15 protein-coding genes are annotated in these 19,640 nt (G+C 62.4%); 5 read left to right on the top strand and 10 right to left on the bottom strand.

Annotated elements, in window-relative coordinates:
* The first annotated feature begins 17 nt into the window (after positions 1–17).
* The 4 genes from AACY31_RS24870 (at position 18) to AACY31_RS24885 (ending at position 3,562) form a co-directional block, all read left to right on the top strand.
* The gene (locus tag AACY31_RS24870) at positions 18–407 is read left to right on the top strand and encodes a RidA family protein (protein WP_024616640.1); all 390 of its coding nucleotides are present in this window, start codon (positions 18–20) and stop codon (positions 405–407) included.
* Positions 408–547: 140 nt separating this feature from the next.
* Positions 548–1,312 carry an IclR family transcriptional regulator gene (locus AACY31_RS24875; RefSeq protein ID WP_339492835.1) on the top strand — a complete coding sequence of 255 codons (765 nt, stop codon included), beginning with the start codon at positions 548–550 and terminating at the stop codon, positions 1,310–1,312.
* Between the two features lie 40 nt (positions 1,313–1,352).
* Positions 1,353–2,570 (top strand): amino acid deaminase, encoded by a 1,218-nt coding sequence (locus AACY31_RS24880; protein WP_339483000.1) that lies wholly within the window; start codon positions 1,353–1,355, stop codon positions 2,568–2,570.
* A gap of 68 nt (positions 2,571–2,638) precedes the next feature.
* Complete coding sequence (locus tag AACY31_RS24885) at positions 2,639–3,562, top strand: sugar kinase (protein ID WP_339482999.1); 924 nt, start codon at positions 2,639–2,641, stop codon at positions 3,560–3,562.
* Between the two features lie 151 nt (positions 3,563–3,713).
* Here the strand turns inward: AACY31_RS24885 and AACY31_RS24890 are convergent, their stop codons facing one another.
* Both AACY31_RS24890 and AACY31_RS24895 read right to left on the bottom strand, forming a co-directional pair.
* Positions 3,714–3,989, bottom strand: a complete 276-nt coding sequence (locus AACY31_RS24890) for a peptidylprolyl isomerase (RefSeq protein ID WP_003182808.1) — start codon at positions 3,987–3,989, stop codon at positions 3,714–3,716.
* A 48-nt stretch (positions 3,990–4,037) separates the two neighbouring features.
* The gene (locus AACY31_RS24895) at positions 4,038–6,575 is read right to left on the bottom strand and encodes a hybrid sensor histidine kinase/response regulator (RefSeq protein ID WP_339482996.1); all 2,538 of its coding nucleotides are present in this window, start codon (positions 6,573–6,575) and stop codon (positions 4,038–4,040) included.
* A gap of 132 nt (positions 6,576–6,707) precedes the next feature.
* On the opposite strand from AACY31_RS24895, the gene AACY31_RS24900 reads away from it, so the two are divergent.
* Positions 6,708–7,823, top strand: coding sequence for a PilT/PilU family type 4a pilus ATPase (locus tag AACY31_RS24900; protein WP_339482995.1), 1,116 nt, complete (start codon positions 6,708–6,710; stop codon positions 7,821–7,823).
* 99 nt (positions 7,824–7,922) lie between these two features.
* Here the strand turns inward: AACY31_RS24900 and AACY31_RS24905 are convergent, their stop codons facing one another.
* The 8 genes from AACY31_RS24905 to AACY31_RS24940 all read right to left on the bottom strand — a co-directional run bounded on the left by AACY31_RS24905 (position 7,923) and on the right by AACY31_RS24940 (position 19,539).
* Positions 7,923–9,878, bottom strand: a complete 1,956-nt coding sequence (locus tag AACY31_RS24905) for an acetoacetate--CoA ligase (protein ID WP_339482994.1) — start codon at positions 9,876–9,878, stop codon at positions 7,923–7,925.
* Between the two features lie 129 nt (positions 9,879–10,007).
* The gene (hbdH, locus tag AACY31_RS24910; RefSeq protein WP_339482993.1) at positions 10,008–10,784 is read right to left on the bottom strand and encodes a 3-hydroxybutyrate dehydrogenase; all 777 of its coding nucleotides are present in this window, start codon (positions 10,782–10,784) and stop codon (positions 10,008–10,010) included.
* A gap of 7 nt (positions 10,785–10,791) precedes the next feature.
* A complete protein-coding gene (locus tag AACY31_RS24915; RefSeq protein WP_339482991.1) occupies positions 10,792–12,183 on the bottom strand; it encodes a GntP family permease in 1,392 nt (463 codons plus the stop codon).
* Between the two features lie 309 nt (positions 12,184–12,492).
* Positions 12,493–13,899, bottom strand: a complete 1,407-nt coding sequence (locus tag AACY31_RS24920; RefSeq protein ID WP_339505218.1) for a sigma-54 interaction domain-containing protein — start codon at positions 13,897–13,899, stop codon at positions 12,493–12,495.
* 85 nt (positions 13,900–13,984) lie between these two features.
* Complete coding sequence (locus AACY31_RS24925) at positions 13,985–15,565, bottom strand: ABC transporter ATP-binding protein (protein WP_339492842.1); 1,581 nt, start codon at positions 15,563–15,565, stop codon at positions 13,985–13,987.
* Positions 15,566–15,590: 25 nt separating this feature from the next.
* A complete protein-coding gene (locus AACY31_RS24930; RefSeq protein WP_339482989.1) occupies positions 15,591–16,613 on the bottom strand; it encodes an ABC transporter permease in 1,023 nt (340 codons plus the stop codon).
* Positions 16,613–17,671, bottom strand: a complete 1,059-nt coding sequence (locus AACY31_RS24935; protein WP_339492836.1) for a microcin C ABC transporter permease YejB — start codon at positions 17,669–17,671, stop codon at positions 16,613–16,615. Before AACY31_RS24935 ends, AACY31_RS24930 begins: the two co-directional genes overlap by 1 nt.
* On the bottom strand, positions 17,671–19,539 hold the full coding sequence (locus tag AACY31_RS24940) for an extracellular solute-binding protein (protein WP_339492837.1): 1,869 nt from the start codon (positions 19,537–19,539) through the stop codon (positions 17,671–17,673). The genes AACY31_RS24935 and AACY31_RS24940 overlap by 1 nt, the downstream gene beginning before the upstream one ends.
* Between the last annotated feature and the right edge of the window lie 101 nt (positions 19,540–19,640).

Here is a 19,640-nt window from a genome sequence, read left to right on the forward strand (position 1 = left end):
CAACAAGGAGATAACCCATGAGCATTACGCGCTACGGCACCGGCAGCACCGCAGGCGGCGGCCAGCCTCGGCCATTCGCCCGCGCCGTGGAAGCCGATGGCTGGTTGCACGTGTCCGGCCAGGTACCGGCGGTGAACGGCGAGATTATTGTCGGCGGGATCGTCGAGCAGACCCACCAGACCATGAAAAACCTGGTCGCCATTCTCGAGGAGGCCGGATATGGCCTGGAAGATGTGGTGCGCTGCGGTGTGTGGCTGGAAGACCCGCGGGATTTCTGGAGTTTCAACAAGGTCTTCGGCGAATACTTCAGCCCGGAACACGCCCCGGCCCGGGCCTGCGTGCAAGCGAGCATGATGGTCGATTGCAAGGTCGAGATCGACTGCGTCGCCTACAAGAAAAAGGGCTGAACCGTTGTAGGCGCTGCCGAAGGCTGCGATCTTTTGATCCTGATCTTTCGGGCTTTCGCTCAAGACTCAATTGGCTGGGGAAAGATCGCAGCCTCGTTACACTCGACAGCGCCTACGACCAATGAACGGGAATGCAATAAATGACCGAAGACACCATCAAACGCCGGGCCCGGGGACTGGATAGGGCGTTCGATATCCTCGACTTCCTCAAGGAAATCGGCCAACCGCTGCGCCCGAACGATATTGCCAGCGGCATCGGCAGCCCCAAGTCCACGGTCTATGAACTGGTGGCGTCGCTGCTGGAGCGGCGCATCCTCGAGCCGGTGGGCAAGGACGGCCATGTCTACCTGGGCCGCCAGTTGTATTTTCTCGGGCAGGCACACTTGCGGCATTTCGATTTGAGCCGCGAGGCTGACCAGGCGTTGCAGGAGATCGTGCGCCAGACCCGGGAAACGGCGCAGATGTGCCTGCTCAATGGGCGCAAATATACGGTCGCGCTGATGAAGGAAGGCGAGCGGCATTTCCGCATTTCATCGGACATCGGGGAAAACGCGCCGATCCCCTGGACGGCGTCCGGGCGCCTGCTGCTGGCGCATTTGAGTGACCAGCAGATCGTCGACCTGATCGACCCCGACGACTTCATCCTGCCGGATGGCGAGCGCCTGCCCCTGGAGCAATTTCTCAAGGAAATCCGCCAGGCCGGTCTCGATGGATTTTTCTCCTTCGACAGCGTCGCCGATACCTTCACCCATTGCTTCGCCGCACCGGTCAAAGACCCCAGCGGCGTGGCCATCGCCACCCTGTGCATCGTCGCCCCAAGGGCCGACGCCAAGAACAATTACGCCGACTACCGCCGGGTGCTGATCGAAAGCGCCAACCACCTGGCCCGTCGTATCAATGAATAGACAGCAACGGCACGAATGGCCGTGTGCGAGGAGTTCGAACATGCCTTCCGCCATCCTTAATGCCGGCGTCGAGAAGGGCGCCGCCACCGTCGGCGCCCACCTGCTACGGGACGTCAGCCTGCCGGCGCTGGTGCTGCATCGCGCGGCGCTGGAGCACAACATTCGTTGGATGCAAGGGTTCGTCAGCGCCAGTGGTGCCGAACTGGCGCCCCACGGCAAGACCAGCATGACCCCCGCGCTGTTTCGCCGGCAACTGGAGGCCGGTGCCTGGGGTCTGACCCTCGCCAGCGCCGTGCAGACCCGCGCCGCTTACGCCCACGGTGTGCGTCGGGTGTTGATGGCCAACCAATTGGTGGGCACGCCGAACATGGCGCTGATTGCCGATTTGCTCGCCGATCCGGCGTTCGAATTCCACTGCCTGGTCGATCATCCGGACAACGTCGCTGACCTTGGCGTTTACTTCGCCGCTCGCGGCGTACGGCTCAATGTGATGATCGAGTACGGCGTGGTCGGCGGTCGTTGTGGCTGCCGGACCGAAGCCGAGGTGCTGGCCCTGGCCGAGGCGATCCAGGCGCAATCGGCCCTGGCGTTGACCGGCATCGAAGGCTACGAAGGGGTGATCCACGGTGACCACGCCATCAGTGGTATTCGCGCGTTCGCGGCGTCCTTGGTGCGGTTGGCGGTGCAACTGCAGGACAACGGCACCTTTGCCCTCGACAAACCAATCATCACCGCCTCGGGGTCGGCCTGGTACGACCTGATTGCCGAATCCTTCGAAGCCCAGAATGCCCACCGGCGTTTCCTCAGCGTGCTGCGTCCCGGCAGCTACGTGGCCCACGACCATGGCATCTACAAAGAGGCGCAGTGCTGCGTGCTGGAGCGCCGCAGCGACCTGCACGAAGGCCTGCGTCCGGCCCTGGAAGTCTGGGCCCATGTGCAATCGCTGCCGGAGCCGGGCTTCGCGGTGATCGCCCTGGGCAAGCGCGACGTGGCCTACGACGCCGGATTACCGGTGCCGCTCAAGCGCTACCAGCCTGGATCGGACGCGGTGGTGGGTGACGATGTGAGCGGCTGCAAGGTGACGGCGGTGATGGACCAACATGCGTTCATGAGCGTGGCGGCGGGGGTAGAGTTGCGTGTGGGCGATATTATTTCGTTTGGTACGTCCCATCCGTGTTTGACGTTCGACAAGTGGCGGGTGGGGTGCCTGGTGGATGAGCAGTTGCGGGTGGTCGAGGGCATGGAGACGTGTTTCTAGCCTTTGAACCGAGTGGCTTGCCCGCGATTAGCGATCTTCCAGGCACCACCGAAATATCAGGATCACTTATGAGCAATTCCTCCCAGAAACCCCGCATCGCCCTGATTGGCGAATGCATGATCGAACTGCAACAACGCGCTGACGGCAGCCTGCAGCAAAGCTTCGGCGGCGACACCCTGAACACGGCGGTGTACCTGGCCCGCGCCTTGGGCGACAGGGGCGCGGTGGATTACGTCACGGCCCTGGGCGACGACAGTTTCAGCGATGCCATGTGCGAAAGCTGGGCCGCCGAGAACATCGGGCTGCAGAGGGTCCAGCGCTTGCCGGGACGCCTGCCGGGTTTGTATTGCATCCAGACCGATGCGGCGGGTGAGCGGCGATTCCTGTACTGGCGCAACGAGGCGGCGGTGCGCGAGTGTTTTACCACTCCGGCCGCTGGGGCGATCCTGGCGGCGATGCCGGATTACGATGTGCTGTATTTCAGCGGCGTCACCCTGGCGGTGCTCGGCGAGCAGGGGCGTGGCAAGCTCATCGAAACCCTGGTCGAGGCGCGTCGGCGCGGGGCGCGGGTGGTGTTCGACAATAATTTCCGGCCCAGGCTCTGGGCCTCGATCGAAGCGGCGCGGGCGGCGTATCGCAGTGTCTTGCCCTATGTGGAATTGGCGCTGCTGACCGTAGAAGACGAGCAGGCGTTGTTCGGTCATGCCGACAGCGAGGCGGTGTTCGCTGCCTATGCGCCGCTCGGCACGTGCGAGGTGGTGCTCAAGCGTGGCGCCGAGGCCTGCCTGATTCGTTGCAACGGCCAGTCTTATGAAGTTCCTGCCCTGCGGGTCGAGCGCGTCGTGGACACCACGGCGGCGGGGGACTCCTTCAGCGCCGCGTACCTGGCGAGCCGTTTGCTCGGCGGTAGCCCGGTGGAAGCGGCCGAGGCCGGGCACCTGTTGGCGAGCCGGGTGATCCAGGTGCCGGGGGCGTTGCTGCCCAGGGGCTGACTGGGGGCGATGTGCCTGTGGGAGCCAAGCTTGCTCGCGATGAACGAGAGCGCGGAAGTTCTGAAGAACTGCATCGCCTGGATCGCGAGCAAGCTTGGCTCCCACAGGCACGCTTTTTTCCGCAGACAGGTTTCGCTGACAAAGTGACCGATCAATCCCGGTAGAACACCTGCACCAGGTGATACCCGAACTTGCTCTTGATCGGCCCATGCACCACCCGCAGCGGCTTCTTGAAAATCACCGCATCAATCACCCCGACCATCTGCCCCGGCCTTACTTCCCCCAAATCGCCGCCGCGTTTGCCGGAGGGGCAGGTGGAGTATTTCTTGGCCAGCACGTCGAAAGCTTCGCCCTTGGCGATGCGTTGCTTGAGTTGTTCGGCTTCTTCGGCGGTTTTCACCAGGATATGGCGGGCTTGGGCTTTCATTGCTGTGGTGACCTGAACGGTGCGACGGGGCGGCGATTATGCCTCAAGTCAGTTGTCATGGCTGATCATCGTCCGAATCTTGTTGGCCAGCAGATCGAGGGTGAAGGGCTTGGCGACCATGTCCATGCCCTGGTCGAGGAACCCCTGGCGTTCGGCGGCTTTCTGGGCGTAGCCGGTCATGAACAGCACTTTGAGCCCAGGTCGGTGCTGACGGGCGATTTCCGCCAGTTGCCGGCCGTTCATACCCGGCAGCCCGACATCGGTCACCAGCAGGTCGACGCGCTGGTCCGATTCCAGCACGGGAAGCGCGGTCGCGGCGTCCCGGGCGTCGAGAGCCGTGTAGCCCAAGGCCTGCAACAGGTCGAGCACCAGCATGCGCACGGCGGGTTCATCCTCCACCAGCAACACGGTTTCCCCGGCGATGGCCGGCGGTACGACGACCGTCTCTGGCGTGTCGGGTGGTTGGGTCGGCGAAACGTGCAAGCGTGGCAGGTACAACTGCACCCGCGTGCCCTGGCCCGGCACACTGTCCAGGTTGAGGTGCCCACCCGACTGCTGGGCAAACCCGTAGATCATCGACAAGCCCAGGCCGGTGCCCTGGCCGATGGGCTTGGTGGTGAAGAACGGATCGAAAGCCTTGGCCCGCACGGCGGGGGTCATGCCGCTGCCGTTGTCGCTGACGGCGATCATCACGTAGTCGCCGGCCTTGACCGGCTCCAGGGTGTTGATGTCCGTACCGTCGAGATAGACATTGGCGGTTTCGATGATCAATTCGCCGCCCTCGGGCATGGCATCGCGGGCATTGATCACCAGGTTGAGCAGGGCGTTTTCCAACTGACTGGCGTCGGTGTTGACCGGCCACAGCTCGCTGGCCAGTTGCAGCCGCAGCACGATGTGATCGCCCGTGGTCCGGCTCAGCAGGTCTTCGAGCGAGCGCACCAGGTCATTGACGTCCAGCGGTTTGCGGTCCAGGGACTGGCGTCGGGAAAAGGCCAGCAGCCGATGGGTCAGGGCAGCCGCGCGGTTGGCCGAGGACACCGCCGCTTCGGTGAAACGCCCGATCTCGGCGATACGCCCTGCGGCGATGTAGCGTTGCATCAGGTCGAGGCTGCCGAGGATGCCGGTGAGCATGTTGTTGAAGTCATGGGCAATGCCGCCGGTGAGCTGGCCCACGGCTTCCATTTTCTGCGCATGGCGCAGGGCCTCTTCGGCACGCTCGCGTTCGAACATCTCGCTTTGCAGCCGGTGATTGGCTTCGGCCAGTTGCTGGGTGCGGGCAATGACACGTTCTTCCAGTGTTTCGTTGAGGTTGCGCAGGGCCTCCTCGGTTTTCCGACTCTCGGTTTCGTCGATCACGAAGATGTAGAAACCGTTCACCGCATCGTCCGGTCCATGGCGAGGCAGGTAGTTGATCAGCGAATGGCGCGGGCGCCCGTCGCGATGGTCCATCTGCACGGTGAAGCTGCACGGCTTGCCGGCCAGGGCCTCGGCGATCTGCTGAGCGCGGGCGACATAGGCCTCTTCGCCGAGCACTTCGCGGACGGTTTTGCCATAGAGCTCCTGCGGGGTCAGGCCGTACCAGTCCAGGTAAGCGCTGTTGTTCAGTCGGAAACGCTCTTCGCGGTCCACGTAGCTGATGAGGATCGGCATGGCGTTGATGATCAACTGCAGCTCGCTCTGGCTCTGGCGCAGGGCTTGCTCGGTGCGCTTGCGTTCGGTCAGGTCCAGCGCCGCGCCAAGAAAGCGCTTGGGGCGGCCGTGGCGATCCTTGTAGCAACGGCCGCGCACGTACACCCAGCGCAACTCATCGTCGGGCTGCAGCAGTCGGTACTCTTCGGCGTATTCAGTGCCGTGGGTGATGCAGTGTTTGATGCTGCGGGCAACCATCGCCCGGTCCTCGGGGTGCACGCCTTCGAGATAGGCGCTGATGGGCAACTGGCGCGCCAGGCTGGGGTCGACGCCATGCAACAGGGCGAAATGTGCGTCGGCAATAAAGCGATCCTCGCTGATGTCCCAATCCCAGGTGCCCAACGCATCGGCGGCGGCCAGGGCCAGTTGCAAGCGCTCTTCGCTTTCGTGTTGGGCCTTGAGGCTGGCCTCGGAGCGGCGTTCGAACTCCATGGCCAGGCGGCGTCGTTCGCTGGTCTCGATGGCGCTGACCAGGATGCCGGTGACGCTGCCGCTTTCGTCATGCACCGGGCTGTAGGTCAGGTCTAGCCAGACATCACAGAGACGGCCGGCGAAGGGCACGCGCCATTGTTGATCGCGGCAGGTGTGTGTCTGGCCATGCAACACGCGGTGGTAAATCCCTTCGGTCGCACTCCTGAGTTCGGGCCATGCTGTATGGGTCGGCTTGCCGAACGCCCAGGGATGCTTGTCACCGGCCAATCGGGCGAAGGCGTCGTTGTAGAGATGGGACAGCTGCGGTCCCCACAGCAAGGCCATCGGCGTGGGCGAATGGAGCACGATGTCCACGGCGGTGAGTAGGCTCTGGGGCCAGTTTTGGGCAGTGCCCAGCGAGGTCAGGGACCAGTCCAGTTGGCTGACCAGGCGCTGTGTTTCGCTGCCGGTGGGTATCGCGTTCATCACACAACCCCTGGCTGTCGTGTCTGTGCCACGGCGTCTACTATCCTCTGGGGAAGGTAGGTGCGGGTGGGGCTGAAGGGTTTCATGTTCGGCTCAGCTTGTTTCATTGATGTCTCGCGGAAGTTTCAGTCCATGGAAATCGATCCGTTGTTGCGAATCCTGGCGAGCCAGAATGGTTCCGACCTTTACATGTCCACGGGCGCGCCACCGTGCGCGCGCTTCGAGGGTGTACTCAAGCCCTTGGGGAACGAGGCGTTCAAGGTCGGTGACATTGCCATGCTCGCCGAGTCTCTCATGGACGCCGAACAGCGCCTTGAGTTCGATCGGGAATTGGAAATGAACCTGGCGATCTCCTTGGCCGGCGTCGGGCGGTTCCGTGTCAATATCTTCAAGCAGCGCAATGACGTGTCCATGGTGATACGCAACGTCAAGCTGGACATCCCGCGCTTCGAAGACCTGAAACTGCCGCGGGTGCTTTTAGACGCCATCATGCAGAAACAGGGGCTGATGCTGTTCGTCGGTGCGACAGGTTCGGGCAAGTCGACCTCCCTGGCGGCGCTGATCGACTACCGCAATCGCAACAGCAGCGGCCACATCATCACCATCGAGGACCCGGTGGAGTATGTCCATCGGCACAAGAAATCCATCATCAATCAACGGGAAGTCGGTGTCGACACCCGCAGTTTCCATGCGGCCCTGAAAAACACGCTGCGCCAGGCCCCGGACGTGGTGCTGATCGGTGAAATCCGCGACCGGGAAACCATGGAACATGCCTTGGCGTTTGCCGACACCGGGCACTTGGTGATTTCCACTTTACATGCCCACAACGCCAATCAGGCCCTGGACCGGGTGATCAATTTCTTTCCGCAAGAGCGTCGGCCGCAGTTGCTCAATGACCTGGGCAACAACCTCAAGGCGTTCGTCTCCCAGCGTCTGGTGCGCACCTGCACTGGCCAGCGGCGGGCGGCGGTGGAGGTCATGCTGGGCTCGCCTACGGTGGCCGACCTGATCCGGCGCAACGAGCTCGACGAGCTCAAGGGGATCATGGAAAAGTCAGAAGAACTGGGGATGCAAACCTTTGATCACGCGTTGTTCAACCTGGTGGTTGAAGGTGCCATCGATGAGGAAGAAGCCCTGAAAAATGCCGACTCGGCGAACAATCTGCGCTTGCGTTTGAAGCTGCATGCCGAGTCGGGGGCGGTGCCACCGGCCGATCCGGCGGCGGGTGAGTGGGGGCTTATGGACTGAACACCTATTGGAGTAGCCATTGTAGGAGCAAAGCTTTGCTCCTACAGACCTGGCTCCCACAAGTGTTTTTGCTCCCCACACGTCTGAGGCCTGTTCAGTTCAAGTAGCCAGCTCCGGACGATCCCGAAATTGCTCCAAAGCCCCGGGGTTGGCCAGGGCATCGGTGTTCTTCACCACCTCGCCATGCACCACATTGCGCACCGCCAGCTCCACCACCTTGCCGCTGATGGTCCGTGGAATATCACTGACCGCGAGGATCTTCGCCGGCACATGACGCGGTGTGGTGTTGGCCCGGATGACCTGACGGATCCGTTGCTCCAGGGCTTCATCCAGTATCACGCCATCGCGCAGGCGCACGAACAGCACCACCCGGACATCGCCCTGCCATTGTTGGCCGATGGCGACGCAGTCCAGCACTTGCTCGACTTTTTCCACCTGCCGATAGATTTCCGCCGTGCCGATGCGCACGCCGCCGGGGTTGAGCACGGCGTCGGAGCGTCCATGGATCAAGAAACCGCCGTGGGGCAGTTCTTCGGCGTAGTCACCTTGAGCCCACACCCCGGGAAACTGGGCGAAGTAGGAGGCGCGAAGTTTTTCCTGCCGAGGGTCGTTCCACAAGCCAATGGGCATCGCCGGGAAATGCCGGGTGCACACCAACTCACCCTTTTCTCCAATGATCGGTTTACCGGCCTCGTTCCAGACCTGCACGGCCATGCCCAGGCTCTTGCCCTGCATTTCGCCCCGGCGCACCGGTGACAGCGGGTTGCCGTTGACGAAGCAGGACACAATGTCGGTGCCGCCGGACATCGAGGCCAGGCAGACGTCGGGCTTGACGTCGCGGTACACGTAATCGTAGCTATGGGGTGCCAGCGCCGAACCGGTGGAAAGGAGGGTTTTCAGGCTGTCGAGGCGGTGGGTCTGGCGGGGCTTGAGGTCCTCGCTTTCCAGGGCGGCAAGGAACTTGGGACTGGTGCCGAAGACGCTGATGCGCTGCTGATCGATCAAGTCGAGCAAGCGCTCGTGGCCAGGGTGGAACGGCGAACCGTCGTAGAGCACCACTGTGCTGCCCACGGCGAGGGCCGACACCAGCCAGTTCCACATCATCCAACCGCAGGTCGTGTAGTAGAACAGCCGATCCTCGGGCCCGAGGTCGACGTGCAGGCCATGTTCCTTGACGTGTTGCAGCAGCACGCCACCGGTGCCATGGACGATGCACTTCGGCACGCCGGTCGTGCCGCTGGAATACAGGATGTACAGCGGGTGATCGAAGGGCACGCTGACGAACGTCGGTTCGCCACCGGGTTGATAAAAGTTGTTCCACAGCGCGACAGCGGCCGAGGTCTTGAAGGCCTCGACGCGCACGTCCGGCAGCGCATATGGCAACACGATCAGTTGCTGCAGCGACGGTAGCCGTTCGAGGATTTCATTGACCTTGGCCCGCTGGTCGATGGCCTTGCCAGCGTAGCGATAACCGGCGCAGGTGATCAGCACCTTGGGTTCGATCTGGCCGAACCGGTCGATGACGCCTTGGGTTCCGAAGTCGGGTGAGGAACACGACCAGATAGCGCCCAGGCTGGTGGTGGCGAGCATGCCGACCAGGGTCTGCCAGGTGTTGGGCATGCAAGCGGCGACCCGATCGCCCTGAGTGACGCCGGCGGCTTTCAGACTTGCTTGCAGGCCAGCGACATGGGCGGCGAGTTCGGCCCAGGTCAGTTGTTCCTGGCCGCCGTTTTCGTCGAGCGCCACCACCGCGACGGCGTCATCGCGGCGGCGCAGCAGGTGTTCGGCGAAGTTCAGCGTGGCGCCAGGGAACCACTGGGCGCTGGGCATTTGCGAACCTTCCACCAATACCGCATCGGGCGTCTGGTGAAAGCGAATCTCGAAGAAATCGACGATGGCCTGCCAGAAGGCCTCGCGCTGGTCGATGCTCCAGGCGTGCAGGGTTGGGTAGTCGTTCAGTTGCAGGTGATGTCGCGCGTTGACGAACTGGCGAAAGGCGTTCATGCGCGACTGGGCGATGCGTTCGGGGCTGGGTTGCCAGAGGATGTCGGACATGGGGTGCCTCTTGTTTTTTTTGTGTACACACAAACTATAGAGCGACCCAACCTTGTGGCGAGGAGATTTATCTCCACTCTGTGGGAGCAAGGGGATGAATCCCCCTCGTCACAAGGGATCGCAAGGGATTTACTGAGCCAACCATCCACCATCGATATTCCACGCCGCGCCGCGCACCTGGCTGCCGGCTTCGCTGCACAGGAACAGCACCAGCTCCCCCAGTTGCGGCGGGGTGACGAATGCCAGGGACGGCTGTTTCTCGGCCAACAGATCGTGCTGTGCCTGCTGCGGATCGACGCCGGCGGCAATGCGATCATCGATCTGTTTTTGCACCAGCGGTGTCAGCACCCAGCCCGGGCAGATAGCGTTGCAGGTCACGTTGCTGGTGGCGGTTTCCAGGCCGACCACCTTGGTCAAACCGATCACCCCATGCTTGGCCGCGACATACGCCGCCTTGCCCACCGAGCCGACCTGACCGTGCACCGAGGCGACGTTGATAATCCGTCCCCAGCCCTTGGCACGCATGCCCGGCAGGCTCAGGCGGGTGGCGTGGAACACTGAGGACAGGTTGATGGCAATGATCGAGTCCCAGCGTTCCACCGGGAAATCCTCCACGGCGGCCACGTGCTGGATCCCGGCGTTGTTCACCAGGATGTCCACGCCGCCGAACTCGCGCTCGGCGTAGGCGAGCATGTCGGCGATCTGTGCCGGGTCGCTGACGTCGGCCGGATGATGGCCGACCTTGCCGCCGAACTGTTTCACCTCGGCGATCACTGCCGAGGCATCGCCAAAGCCGTTGAGGACCAGGTTGGCCCCGGCCTTGGCCAGGCTCAAGGCGATGCCCAGGCCGATGCCGCTGGTAGAGCCGGTGACCAGGGCCGTTTTGCCCGAAAGAACTGTCGTCATGGGAGCCTCATACAATGCCAGTGGCGTAGAACGTACCGATCACGAAGAACACCGCGAGGGTCTTGATCAGCGTAATGCAGAAAATGTCTTTATAGGCTTCGCGGTGGGTCAACCCGGTGACGGCCAGCAAGGTAATCACGGCGCCGTTGTGGGGCAGGGTGTCCATGCCGCCGCTGGCCATGGCGGCCACCCGGTGTAGCACTTCCAGGGGAATGTTGGCGGCGTGGGCAGCGTTGATAAAGGTTTCGGACATCGCCGCCAAAGCGATGCTCATACCCCCCGAGGCGGAGCCGGTGATGCCCGCCAACAGCGTGACGGTCACCGCTTCGTTGACCAGTGGGTTGGGAATGTTCTTGAGCCAGTCGGCCAGTACCAGGAAACCCGGTAAGGATGCGATGACCGCGCCGAAGCCGTATTCCGAAGCGGTGTTCATCGCCGCCAGTAATGCGCCGCCCACGGCGCTCTTGCTGCCTTCGGCCAGTTTGCTGCGAATGGTCCGGAAACCGAACAGCAAGACCATGATGATGCCCACCAGCAATGCCGCCTGCACCGCCCAGATCGCGGTGAGCTTGGCGATGTCGCTGGTCACTGGCGTCGCCATGCCCGGCAGCGCCAGGCTGTGGGTTTTGCCATACCACTGGGGAATCCACTGGGTGAACAACAGGTTCATGAGCCCTACCGCCAGCAGTGGCGAAACAGCGATCCAGGGGTTCGGCAGCTTGATGTCTTCGGCGGTTTCCGGCTCGTTGCGCAACTCGGAGCCGTAGCCTTCGCCCGTGCGCTGGGCCTTGTTGCGCTGGCGTTGCAGGAACAGCATGCCGAGGCTGAACACGAAGAGCGTGCCGATCACGCCCAGCCACGGTGCGGCCCAGGCGGTGGTGTTGAAGAACGTGCTGGGGATGATGTTCTGGATCTGCGGCGTGCCAGGCAGGGCGTCCATGGTGAACGAGAATGCGCCGAGGGCGATGGTGGCCGGGATCAGGCGCTTGGGGATATTACTCTGGCGGAACATCTCGGCGGCGAACGGGTACACCGCGAACACCACGACGAACAGCGACACGCCGCCATAGGTCAGCAAGGCACAGACCAGCACGATCACCAGCATGGCCTGGCGCGTCCCCAGCAAGCGAATCGCCGCGGCAACGATGGCGCGGGAGAACCCCGACAGCTCGATCAACTTGCCGAACACCGCGCCGAGCAGGAACACCGGGAAATACAGCTTGATGAAGCCGACCATTTTTTCCATGAACACCCCGGTGAAGGCAGGGGCGACGGCGGACGGGTCGGTGAGCAGGACGGCGCCGAGGGCGGCGATGGGGGCAAAGAGGATAACGCTGTAGCCACGGTAGGCGGCGACCATCAGCAGCGTGAGGGCTGCCAAGGCAATGATCACACTCATGGTGTGTCTCCTGGATTGTTATTGTTGTGGTGACGCTGTGGAGGGGGCTTTAGCGAGTTTTGTGCCAGGTGCGTAACTGGCTGAAATATAAGGAAATTGTTTGAGGTTGTGGGGCGGGAATGAGAGGCTTGTCTCTGTTTTGAGATTTTTTTGGCAGGGTTGGCCTCATCGCGAGCAGGCTCGCTCCCACAGTTGACCGCGTTGAACAGGAGAAACGCCATCCCATGTGGGAGCGAGCCTGCTCGCGATGAGCGCGAAGGGCTCCAAAGGAGCTATCTATATATAGAGAATTAAATCTCTTTATTGAGACTAGGCAATCCCCAACGCCACCATCTTCTTGTACAACGTCGACCGCCCCAACCCCAACCGCTCGGCCGCTTCAACCACTTTGCCCCCGCATTGCGCGAGGGTGGTTTCGATCAACTGCCGGTCGAATCGTGCCCGGGCCTGGCTGAAAGTTTCTTGCGACAGCGGTTCCAGGGACGGGCTTGCCGTGTGGGTTACCGGTATGAAGGTGCCGATGGCGGCGCGGATGTCCACCGCCGTGAGCACCGGGTCATCGCTGAGCAGTGCGGCCCGCTCCAGCACGTTGCGCAGTTCACGGATGTTGCCCGGCCAGGCGTGTTGCCGCAGCAGGTCGAGGGCTGCGCGGTTCAATTCGTGCTGGCTGCGCAGTTCTTCAAGGATCGCTTCGCTTAAGGCCGGCAAGTCATCCAGGCGTTCGCGCAACGGCGGGACCTGGATCGGCAGTACGTTGAGGCGGTAATACAGGTCGGCGCGAAACTCTCCGCGCTTGATCGCCGCTTCCAGGTCCATGGAGGTGGCAGCGATCACCCGCACGTCGCTTTGCAGCACCTCGTTGGAGCCCACCGGTTCGTATTCCTTTTCCTGGAGCACTCGCAGCAGTTTGCTTTGCAGCGGCAGCGGCATGTCGCCGATTTCGTCGAGGAACAGCGTGCCGCCCTGGGCAATTTGCAGCTTGCCGGCGCGACCCTTGCGGTCGGCCCCGGTAAAGGCCCCTGGGGCGGTGCCGAAAAATTCGGCTTCCAGCAGCGATTCAGGAATCGCCGCGCTGTTGATGCTGACGAACGCCTTGTGCGCGCGCGGCGAAGCACTGTGGATGGCCTGGGCCAGCAGTTCCTTGCCGGTGCCGGTTTCGCCGAGCAGCAGCACCGGCGAATCAGCGCTGGCGCTGCGTCGGGCACGGCGTTTGACCTCAAGGCCGGCGTTGCTGGTGCCGATGAAATGGGCAAAGTTGTATTTGGTTTGTCGTGCCCGCAGCAGCGAGCGGGTCGAGGCCAGTTCTTCCTGCATGCTCAGGTAGCGCTTGAGCATGGGTGACAGGCTGCGCAGCTCGTCGAACAAGGCAAAACCGATGGCACCGATCACGGCTCCGACGCTGTCGTGGATCGGCAGGCGCATCACCACCAACGGCTCCTTGGGCGTGTCCTGCATGTCCAGCAGAATCGGGCGTCCGGTGCGCACCACTTCGCGCAACAGGCTGCTGGGAATCACGCTTTCGCATGCCCGGCCAATCGCCTCCTGCGCCGAGTTCAGGCCGAAGCGGCGGGCGTAGCGTTCGTTCATCCAGACGATATTCGCGTCACGGTCGACAATCACCGTACCTTCGCTGGACTGCTCGATGATCTCGAACAACGAGCGGATCGCCAGCGTGCGGACGCGCTTGTAATCCTTGAGGCTTTCGGTGGGGTTCATGATAGTTCCAGAATGTGTGGGTTCTGTTCGGGCCTCTTCGACTTGCTCGCGAAGGCCGCGACGCGGTCCAACTGCATAACGCCGATTATGCCCAGCCCGGATGCGCCGCCGCCAACAACTCCTTGGTATAGGGATGCTGGGGCGAGTCGAACACGTCATGACTGGCGCCTTGCTCGACCACTTTGCCGTCCTTGATCACGATCATGTCGTGGGCCAAGGCACGGACCACCGCGAGGTCATGGCTGATGAACAGGTAGGTCAAGTCGTACTTCTCCTGGAGCTGGCGGAGCAGGGCAACGACTTGTTTCTGCACGGTGCGGTCCAGTGCCGAGGTCGGTTCGTCCAGCAGAATCAACGCCGGCTTGAGCACCAAGGCCCGGGCAATGGCAATACGCTGGCGCTGGCCGCCGGAGAACTCGTGGGGGTAACGATGACGGGTCGAAGGGTCGAGGCCGACCTCCTTGAGGGCCTGGATCACCCGGGCTTCACACTGTTCGGCGCTGGAAGGCTGGTGGACTTCAAGGCCTTCGCTGATGATCTGCTGCACCGACATACGCGGGCTGAGGCTGCCGAACGGGTCCTGGAACACCACCTGCATTTGCTTGCGCCACGGCCGCAGTGCCTTGTGCGACAGCTGGTCGAGGGCCTGGCCCTGGAAGTGGATGCTGCCTTTGGAGTCGATCAGCCGCAGGATCGCCTGGCCGAGCGTGGACTTGCCGGAACCGGATTCGCCGACGATGCCCAGGGTCTTGCCGCGCTGGATGCTAAGGCTGATACCGTCCACGGCGCGCAGGTATTCCTTGCGCTGGAACAGCCCGCCGCCCAAGGGAAAACTCACGTGCAGGTCCTGTACCTGCAACACGTTTTCGCGCTCGTCCCGGGGCAGGGCTTCGCCTTCCGGTTCGGCATGCAGCAGCTCGCAGCTGTAGGGATGTTTCGGTGCGCTGAACAGGGTTTCGCAAGGCGCCTGTTCGACGATTTCCCCAGCCTTCATCACGCACACCCGTTGGGCGATGCTGCGCACCAGGTTGAGGTCGTGGCTGATCAGCAGCAAGGACATGCCGAGCCGTTGCTGCAGGGACTTGAGCAGCAGCAGGATCTTGCGCTGCACGGTCACGTCCAGTGCGGTGGTCGGTTCGTCGGCAATCAACAGTTCCGGCTCGCAGGCCAGGGCCATGGCGATCATCACCCGTTGCCGCTGGCCGCCGGACAGTTGATGGGGATAGGCCTTGAGGCGTTCGGCGGGTTTCCGGATGCCCACCAGGGCCAGCAGTTCCAGAATGCGCTGGCGCGCCGCTTTGCCGCCCAGGCCCCGGTGCAGCATCAGGGTTTCACCGATCTGCTTCTCGACGCTGTGCAGCGGGTTCAGCGAGGTCATCGGCTCCTGGAAGATCATCGCGATCCGGTTGCCGCGCAGCTTTCGCAGGGCTGTGGTATCGGCGCCCAGCAGTTCCTGGCCGCGATAGCGAATGCTGCCGGTGGTGCGGGCTTCTGTTTCGGGCAGCAATTGCAGGATCGAGTGGGCCGTCACTGACTTGCCGGAGCCGGACTCGCCCACCAGGGCCAGGCATTCGCCAGGGCGGATGTCCAGGCACAGGTTGCGCACCACGGTCTGGTCGTTGAAGGCCACGCTCAGGTCGCGGATTTCGATCAGGTTGTCGCTCATCTCAAGGTTCCGCTTCATGGCCGTTTCAAGATCGAGGATCGAACGCGTCTCGCAACGCCTCGCCGATAAACACCAGTAGAGAAAGAATCAGCGCCAGGGTGAAAAACGCCGTCAGCCCCAGCCACGGTGCTTGCAGGTTCTGCTTGCCCTGGGCGATCAATTCGCCCAGCGATGCACTGCCGGCCGGCATGCCGAAACCAAGGAAATCCAGGGCGGTGAGGGTGGAGATCGCCCCGGTGAGGATGAAGGGCAGGTAGCTCAGGGTGGCGTTCATCGCGTTGGGCAGGATATGCCGCACGATCACCTTGCGGTCCGACAAACCCAGGGCCCGGGCGGCTTTCACGTATTCGAGGTTGCGCCCGCGCAGGAACTCGGCGCGGACCACATCCACCAGGGCCAGCCAGGAAAACAGCGCCATGATCCCCAGCAGCCACCAGAAATTCGGCTCCACGAAGCCGGACAAAATGATCAGCAGGTAGAGCACCGGCAGTCCGGACCAGACTTCCAGCAAGCGTTGCCCCAGCAAATCCACCCAGCCACCGTAATACCCCTGCAGCGCACCGGCGGCGATGCCGATCAGTGCGCTGATGGCGGTCAGGGCCAGGGCGAACAGGATCGACACCCGCGCGCCGAAGATCACCCGGGCCAGCACGTCCCGGGATTGGTCATCGGTGCCCAGCCAGTTCTGCGATGAGGGAGGGCTCGGGGCCGGCTGATTGAGGTCGTAATTGGGCGTGTCGTCGCTGAACGGGATCGGTGGAAACCACAGCCAGCCGCCGTCCTTGTGGATCAGGTTCTGCACGTAACTGCTGCGGTAGTCGGCCTGGAATGGCAGCTGTCCACCAAACTCCCGTTCGGTATGGCGCTTGAATACCGGGAAATACAGTGAGCCCTGGTAGCTGACCACCAGCGGCTTGTCATTGGCGATCAACTCGCCACCCAGGCTCAGGATGAACAGGCCGATGAACAGCCACAGCGACCACCAGCCCCGACGGTTCTTCTTGAAACGTTCGAAGCGCCGGTGGCCCAAGGGGGAAAACTTGAACATCAGGCGTTCCTCGCAGCGAAGTCGATGCGCGGGTCCACCAGGGTGTAGCAGAGGTCGCCGATGAGTTTGATCAGCAGGCCGAACAGCGTAAAGATGAACAGCGAGCCGAACACCACCGGATAATCCCGGGCCACCGCGGCTTCGTAGCTCATGCGTCCCAGGCCGTCGAGGGAAAAAATCACCTCGATCAACAAGGAGCCGGCGAAGAACACGCTGATGAATGCCTGGGGAATACCCGATACCACCAGCAGCATCGCATTGCGGAACACATGGCCGTACAGGACCCGTCGCTCACTCATGCCCTTGGCTCGCGCGGTGACCACGTACTGGCGGGTGATTTCATTGAGGAACGAGTTCTTGGTCAGGATCGTCAGGGTGGCGAAGCCGCCGATCACCAGCGACGTGACTGGCAGCACCAGGTGCCAGAAGTAGTCGGCGATCTTGCCCAGCGTCGACAGCGACTCGAAGTTGTCCGACACCAGCCCACGCACCGGAAACCAGTTCAGCGAGGTGCCGCCGGCGAACACGACGATCAGGAACATCGCGAAGAGGAATGCCGGCATCGCATAACCAATGATGATCGCTGTGCTGCTCCACACATCGAATGCCGAGCCGTGACGCACAGCCTTGCGGATGCCCAGGGGGATCGACACCAGGTAAGTGATCAGCGTCGCCCAGAGCCCGAGGGAAATGGTCACCGGCATCTTTTCCAGGATCAGGTCGGTGACCGTTGCGCCGCGGAAGAAGCTCTTGCCGAAGTCGAGACGGGCATAGCTGCCGAGCATCAGCCACAGGCGTTCGTGGGCCGGTTTATCGAAGCCGTATTGTTTCTCGATGTCCTTGATCAGTTGCGGATCCAGGCCGCGACTGGCGCGGGAGCTGCCGGTCATGGCATTACCCGAACTGCCGACGCCGGTGCCGCCGATGCCTTGCAGCTGGGCGATGGCCTGTTCCACCGGCCCGCCGGGCGCGGCCTGCACGATGACGAAGTTCACCAGTAGGATAATCACCAGTGTGGGGATGATCAGCAACAGGCGCCGCGCGATATAAGCCCACATCAATGCGCCCCTCCAGGGGCGCCGCGTCTGATGCGTTCGGCGCGCATCTGCTCGTTGGTCAACGGTGTGGTGCTCACTTCCCACCAGCTTTCGATGGCTTCGTCATTGCTGGCCTGTACTTTCGGGATACCGAAGCGGTTCCACCACGCGGTCGAGCTGCCTGGCGGGTAATAGTTGGGGATCCAGTAGTAATTCCATTGCAGCACCCGGTCCAGGGCGTGGGCATGGTGCAGCATGTCGGCTTGGGTGGTGGCCTTGACCAGCCCGTCGATCAGCGCGTCCACCGCCGGGTTCTTCAAGGCCATGTAGTTGTTGGCCCCCGGGTCGTTGGCGGCCGCTGAGCCGAAGTAGTTGTAGAGCTCCATGCCCGGCGATGTGCTGACGGGGTAACCGGTAATGATCATGTCGTAGTCGCGACTCATCAGGCGATTGACGTACTGGGACGCGTCGATACGGCGGATGCTCATGTCGATGCCGATTTGCGCCAGGGTTCGTTTGTAGGGCAGCAGCAGGCGGTCGACACTGTTCTGAGTGTTCAGGAACGTGAAGCTCAGCGGCTCGCCCTCGGCATTCACCAAGCGGTCGCCGTCGGGTTTCCAGCCGGCCTGTTCCAGCAGCGCCAGGGCTTGCAGTTGTTTGTCGCGGATCACGCCACTGCCGTCGGTTTTCGGGGCCTGGAAGACTTGGGTGAAGACTTCGTCGGGAATCTGCCCGCGCAAGGGCTCGAGAATCGCCAGCTCGCCGGCATCGGGCAGTTTCCGGGCGGCAAGGTCGGTGTTGGAAAAGTAACTCTGCTGACGCACATAGAGGTTGCGCATCATCTGGCGGTTGCTCCATTCGAAGTCCCAGAGCATGGCCAGGGCCTGGCGCACGCGGCGGTCCTGGAACTGCGGTTTTTGCAGGTTGAAGACGAAACCCTGGGCGGTTTGGGGGGCCTCGGTGGCCAGGTGGGCCTTTTGCAGGCGACCATCCTGCAGGGCCAGACTGTCATAGCCAATGGAATAACCGGTGGCAGAGAATTCACGGTTGTAATCATAGGCGCCGCCGCGCAGCACCTGGCGGGCGACGTCGATGTCGCCAAAATACTCGATTCTGAAATGGTCGAAATTGTAGAGCCCACGACTGACCGGCAGGTCCTTGCCCCACCAATTGGCATTGCGCTTGAAGGTAATGCTGCGCCCGGAATCGACCTTGCTCACCCGGTAGGGGCCACTGCCCAGTGGCGCCTCGTAACCGCCGCCGCTGGCGAAATCGCGGCTCTTCCACCAATGTTCGGGAAAGACTGGCAGGGTGGCGATGTCCAGGGGCAGGGTGCGGCTTTCGTTGTTCTTGAAGTTGAAGCGAACGGTGCGCTCGTTCTCGACCACGACGTCCTTGACCGCCGCTAACTGGGTGCGATAGCTCAGACTGCCCTGGGTCATCAACAGCTCGAAGCTGTAGCGCACGTCCTGGGCGGTGATGGGCTTGCCATCGGCGAAGCGTGCCTTGGGGTTCAGGTAGAAGCGCAGCGACAGGCCATCGTCAGCCCGCTCCATCTTCTGCGCCACCAGACCGTAGACGGTATAGGGTTCATCCAACGAGCGCTGGGCCAGTGGCGAATACAGTAGGCCATCGATCTGGCTGACCCCGATGCCTTTGTCGATATACGGCAGCAGATGGTCGAAATGGCCGATCTGGATGGCCGAGCGGCGCATGGTCCCGCCTTTGGGGGCCTGGGGATTGGTGTAGGCGAAGTGGCTGAAGCCTTCGGCATATTTGGCCGGTTCGCCATAGACGGTCAGGGCATGTTGCGGTGCTGCATCGACGCCGACGGCGCCTGTCAGCAGGACCACGGCAGTCAATAACAGGGAAGGGAACGCCAGTCGCATTGTCAGCCTTAGAGCCGGATGATCGATGAAACGATTTGTACGCGAGCGGCGTCTGTATCGCCAGCGCTTATGGCGAAGGGAGCTATGCGTGGGAGCAAGTC

Origin of the sequence: Pseudomonas sp. RL_105y_Pfl2_101 (genome assembly GCF_963970585.1) — a bacterium.
Taxonomy (GTDB): Bacteria; Pseudomonadota; Gammaproteobacteria; order Pseudomonadales; family Pseudomonadaceae; genus Aquipseudomonas.

What these genes read in the sequence shown, in the direction of transcription:
- AACY31_RS24870 (WP_024616640.1), top strand. Translation starts at nt 18, where the DNA reads ATGAGCATTACGCGCTACGGCACCGGCAGCACCGCAGGCGGCGGCCAG.
- AACY31_RS24875 (WP_339492835.1), top strand. Translation starts at nt 548, where the DNA reads ATGACCGAAGACACCATCAAACGCCGGGCCCGGGGACTGGATAGGGCG.
- AACY31_RS24880 (WP_339483000.1), top strand. Translation starts at nt 1,353, where the DNA reads ATGCCTTCCGCCATCCTTAATGCCGGCGTCGAGAAGGGCGCCGCCACC.
- AACY31_RS24885 (WP_339482999.1), top strand. Translation starts at nt 2,639, where the DNA reads ATGAGCAATTCCTCCCAGAAACCCCGCATCGCCCTGATTGGCGAATGC.
- AACY31_RS24890 (WP_003182808.1), bottom strand. Translation starts at nt 3,989, where the DNA reads ATGAAAGCCCAAGCCCGCCATATCCTGGTGAAAACCGCCGAAGAAGCC.
- AACY31_RS24895 (WP_339482996.1), bottom strand. Translation starts at nt 6,575, where the DNA reads ATGAACGCGATACCCACCGGCAGCGAAACACAGCGCCTGGTCAGCCAA.
- AACY31_RS24900 (WP_339482995.1), top strand. Translation starts at nt 6,708, where the DNA reads ATGGAAATCGATCCGTTGTTGCGAATCCTGGCGAGCCAGAATGGTTCC.
- AACY31_RS24905 (WP_339482994.1), bottom strand. Translation starts at nt 9,878, where the DNA reads ATGTCCGACATCCTCTGGCAACCCAGCCCCGAACGCATCGCCCAGTCG.
- hbdH (WP_339482993.1), bottom strand. Translation starts at nt 10,784, where the DNA reads ATGACGACAGTTCTTTCGGGCAAAACGGCCCTGGTCACCGGCTCTACC.
- AACY31_RS24915 (WP_339482991.1), bottom strand. Translation starts at nt 12,183, where the DNA reads ATGAGTGTGATCATTGCCTTGGCAGCCCTCACGCTGCTGATGGTCGCC.
- AACY31_RS24920 (WP_339505218.1), bottom strand. Translation starts at nt 13,899, where the DNA reads ATGAACCCCACCGAAAGCCTCAAGGATTACAAGCGCGTCCGCACGCTG.
- AACY31_RS24925 (WP_339492842.1), bottom strand. Translation starts at nt 15,565, where the DNA reads ATGAGCGACAACCTGATCGAAATCCGCGACCTGAGCGTGGCCTTCAAC.
- AACY31_RS24930 (WP_339482989.1), bottom strand. Translation starts at nt 16,613, where the DNA reads ATGTTCAAGTTTTCCCCCTTGGGCCACCGGCGCTTCGAACGTTTCAAG.
- AACY31_RS24935 (WP_339492836.1), bottom strand. Translation starts at nt 17,671, where the DNA reads ATGTGGGCTTATATCGCGCGGCGCCTGTTGCTGATCATCCCCACACTG.
- AACY31_RS24940 (WP_339492837.1), bottom strand. Translation starts at nt 19,539, where the DNA reads ATGCGACTGGCGTTCCCTTCCCTGTTATTGACTGCCGTGGTCCTGCTG.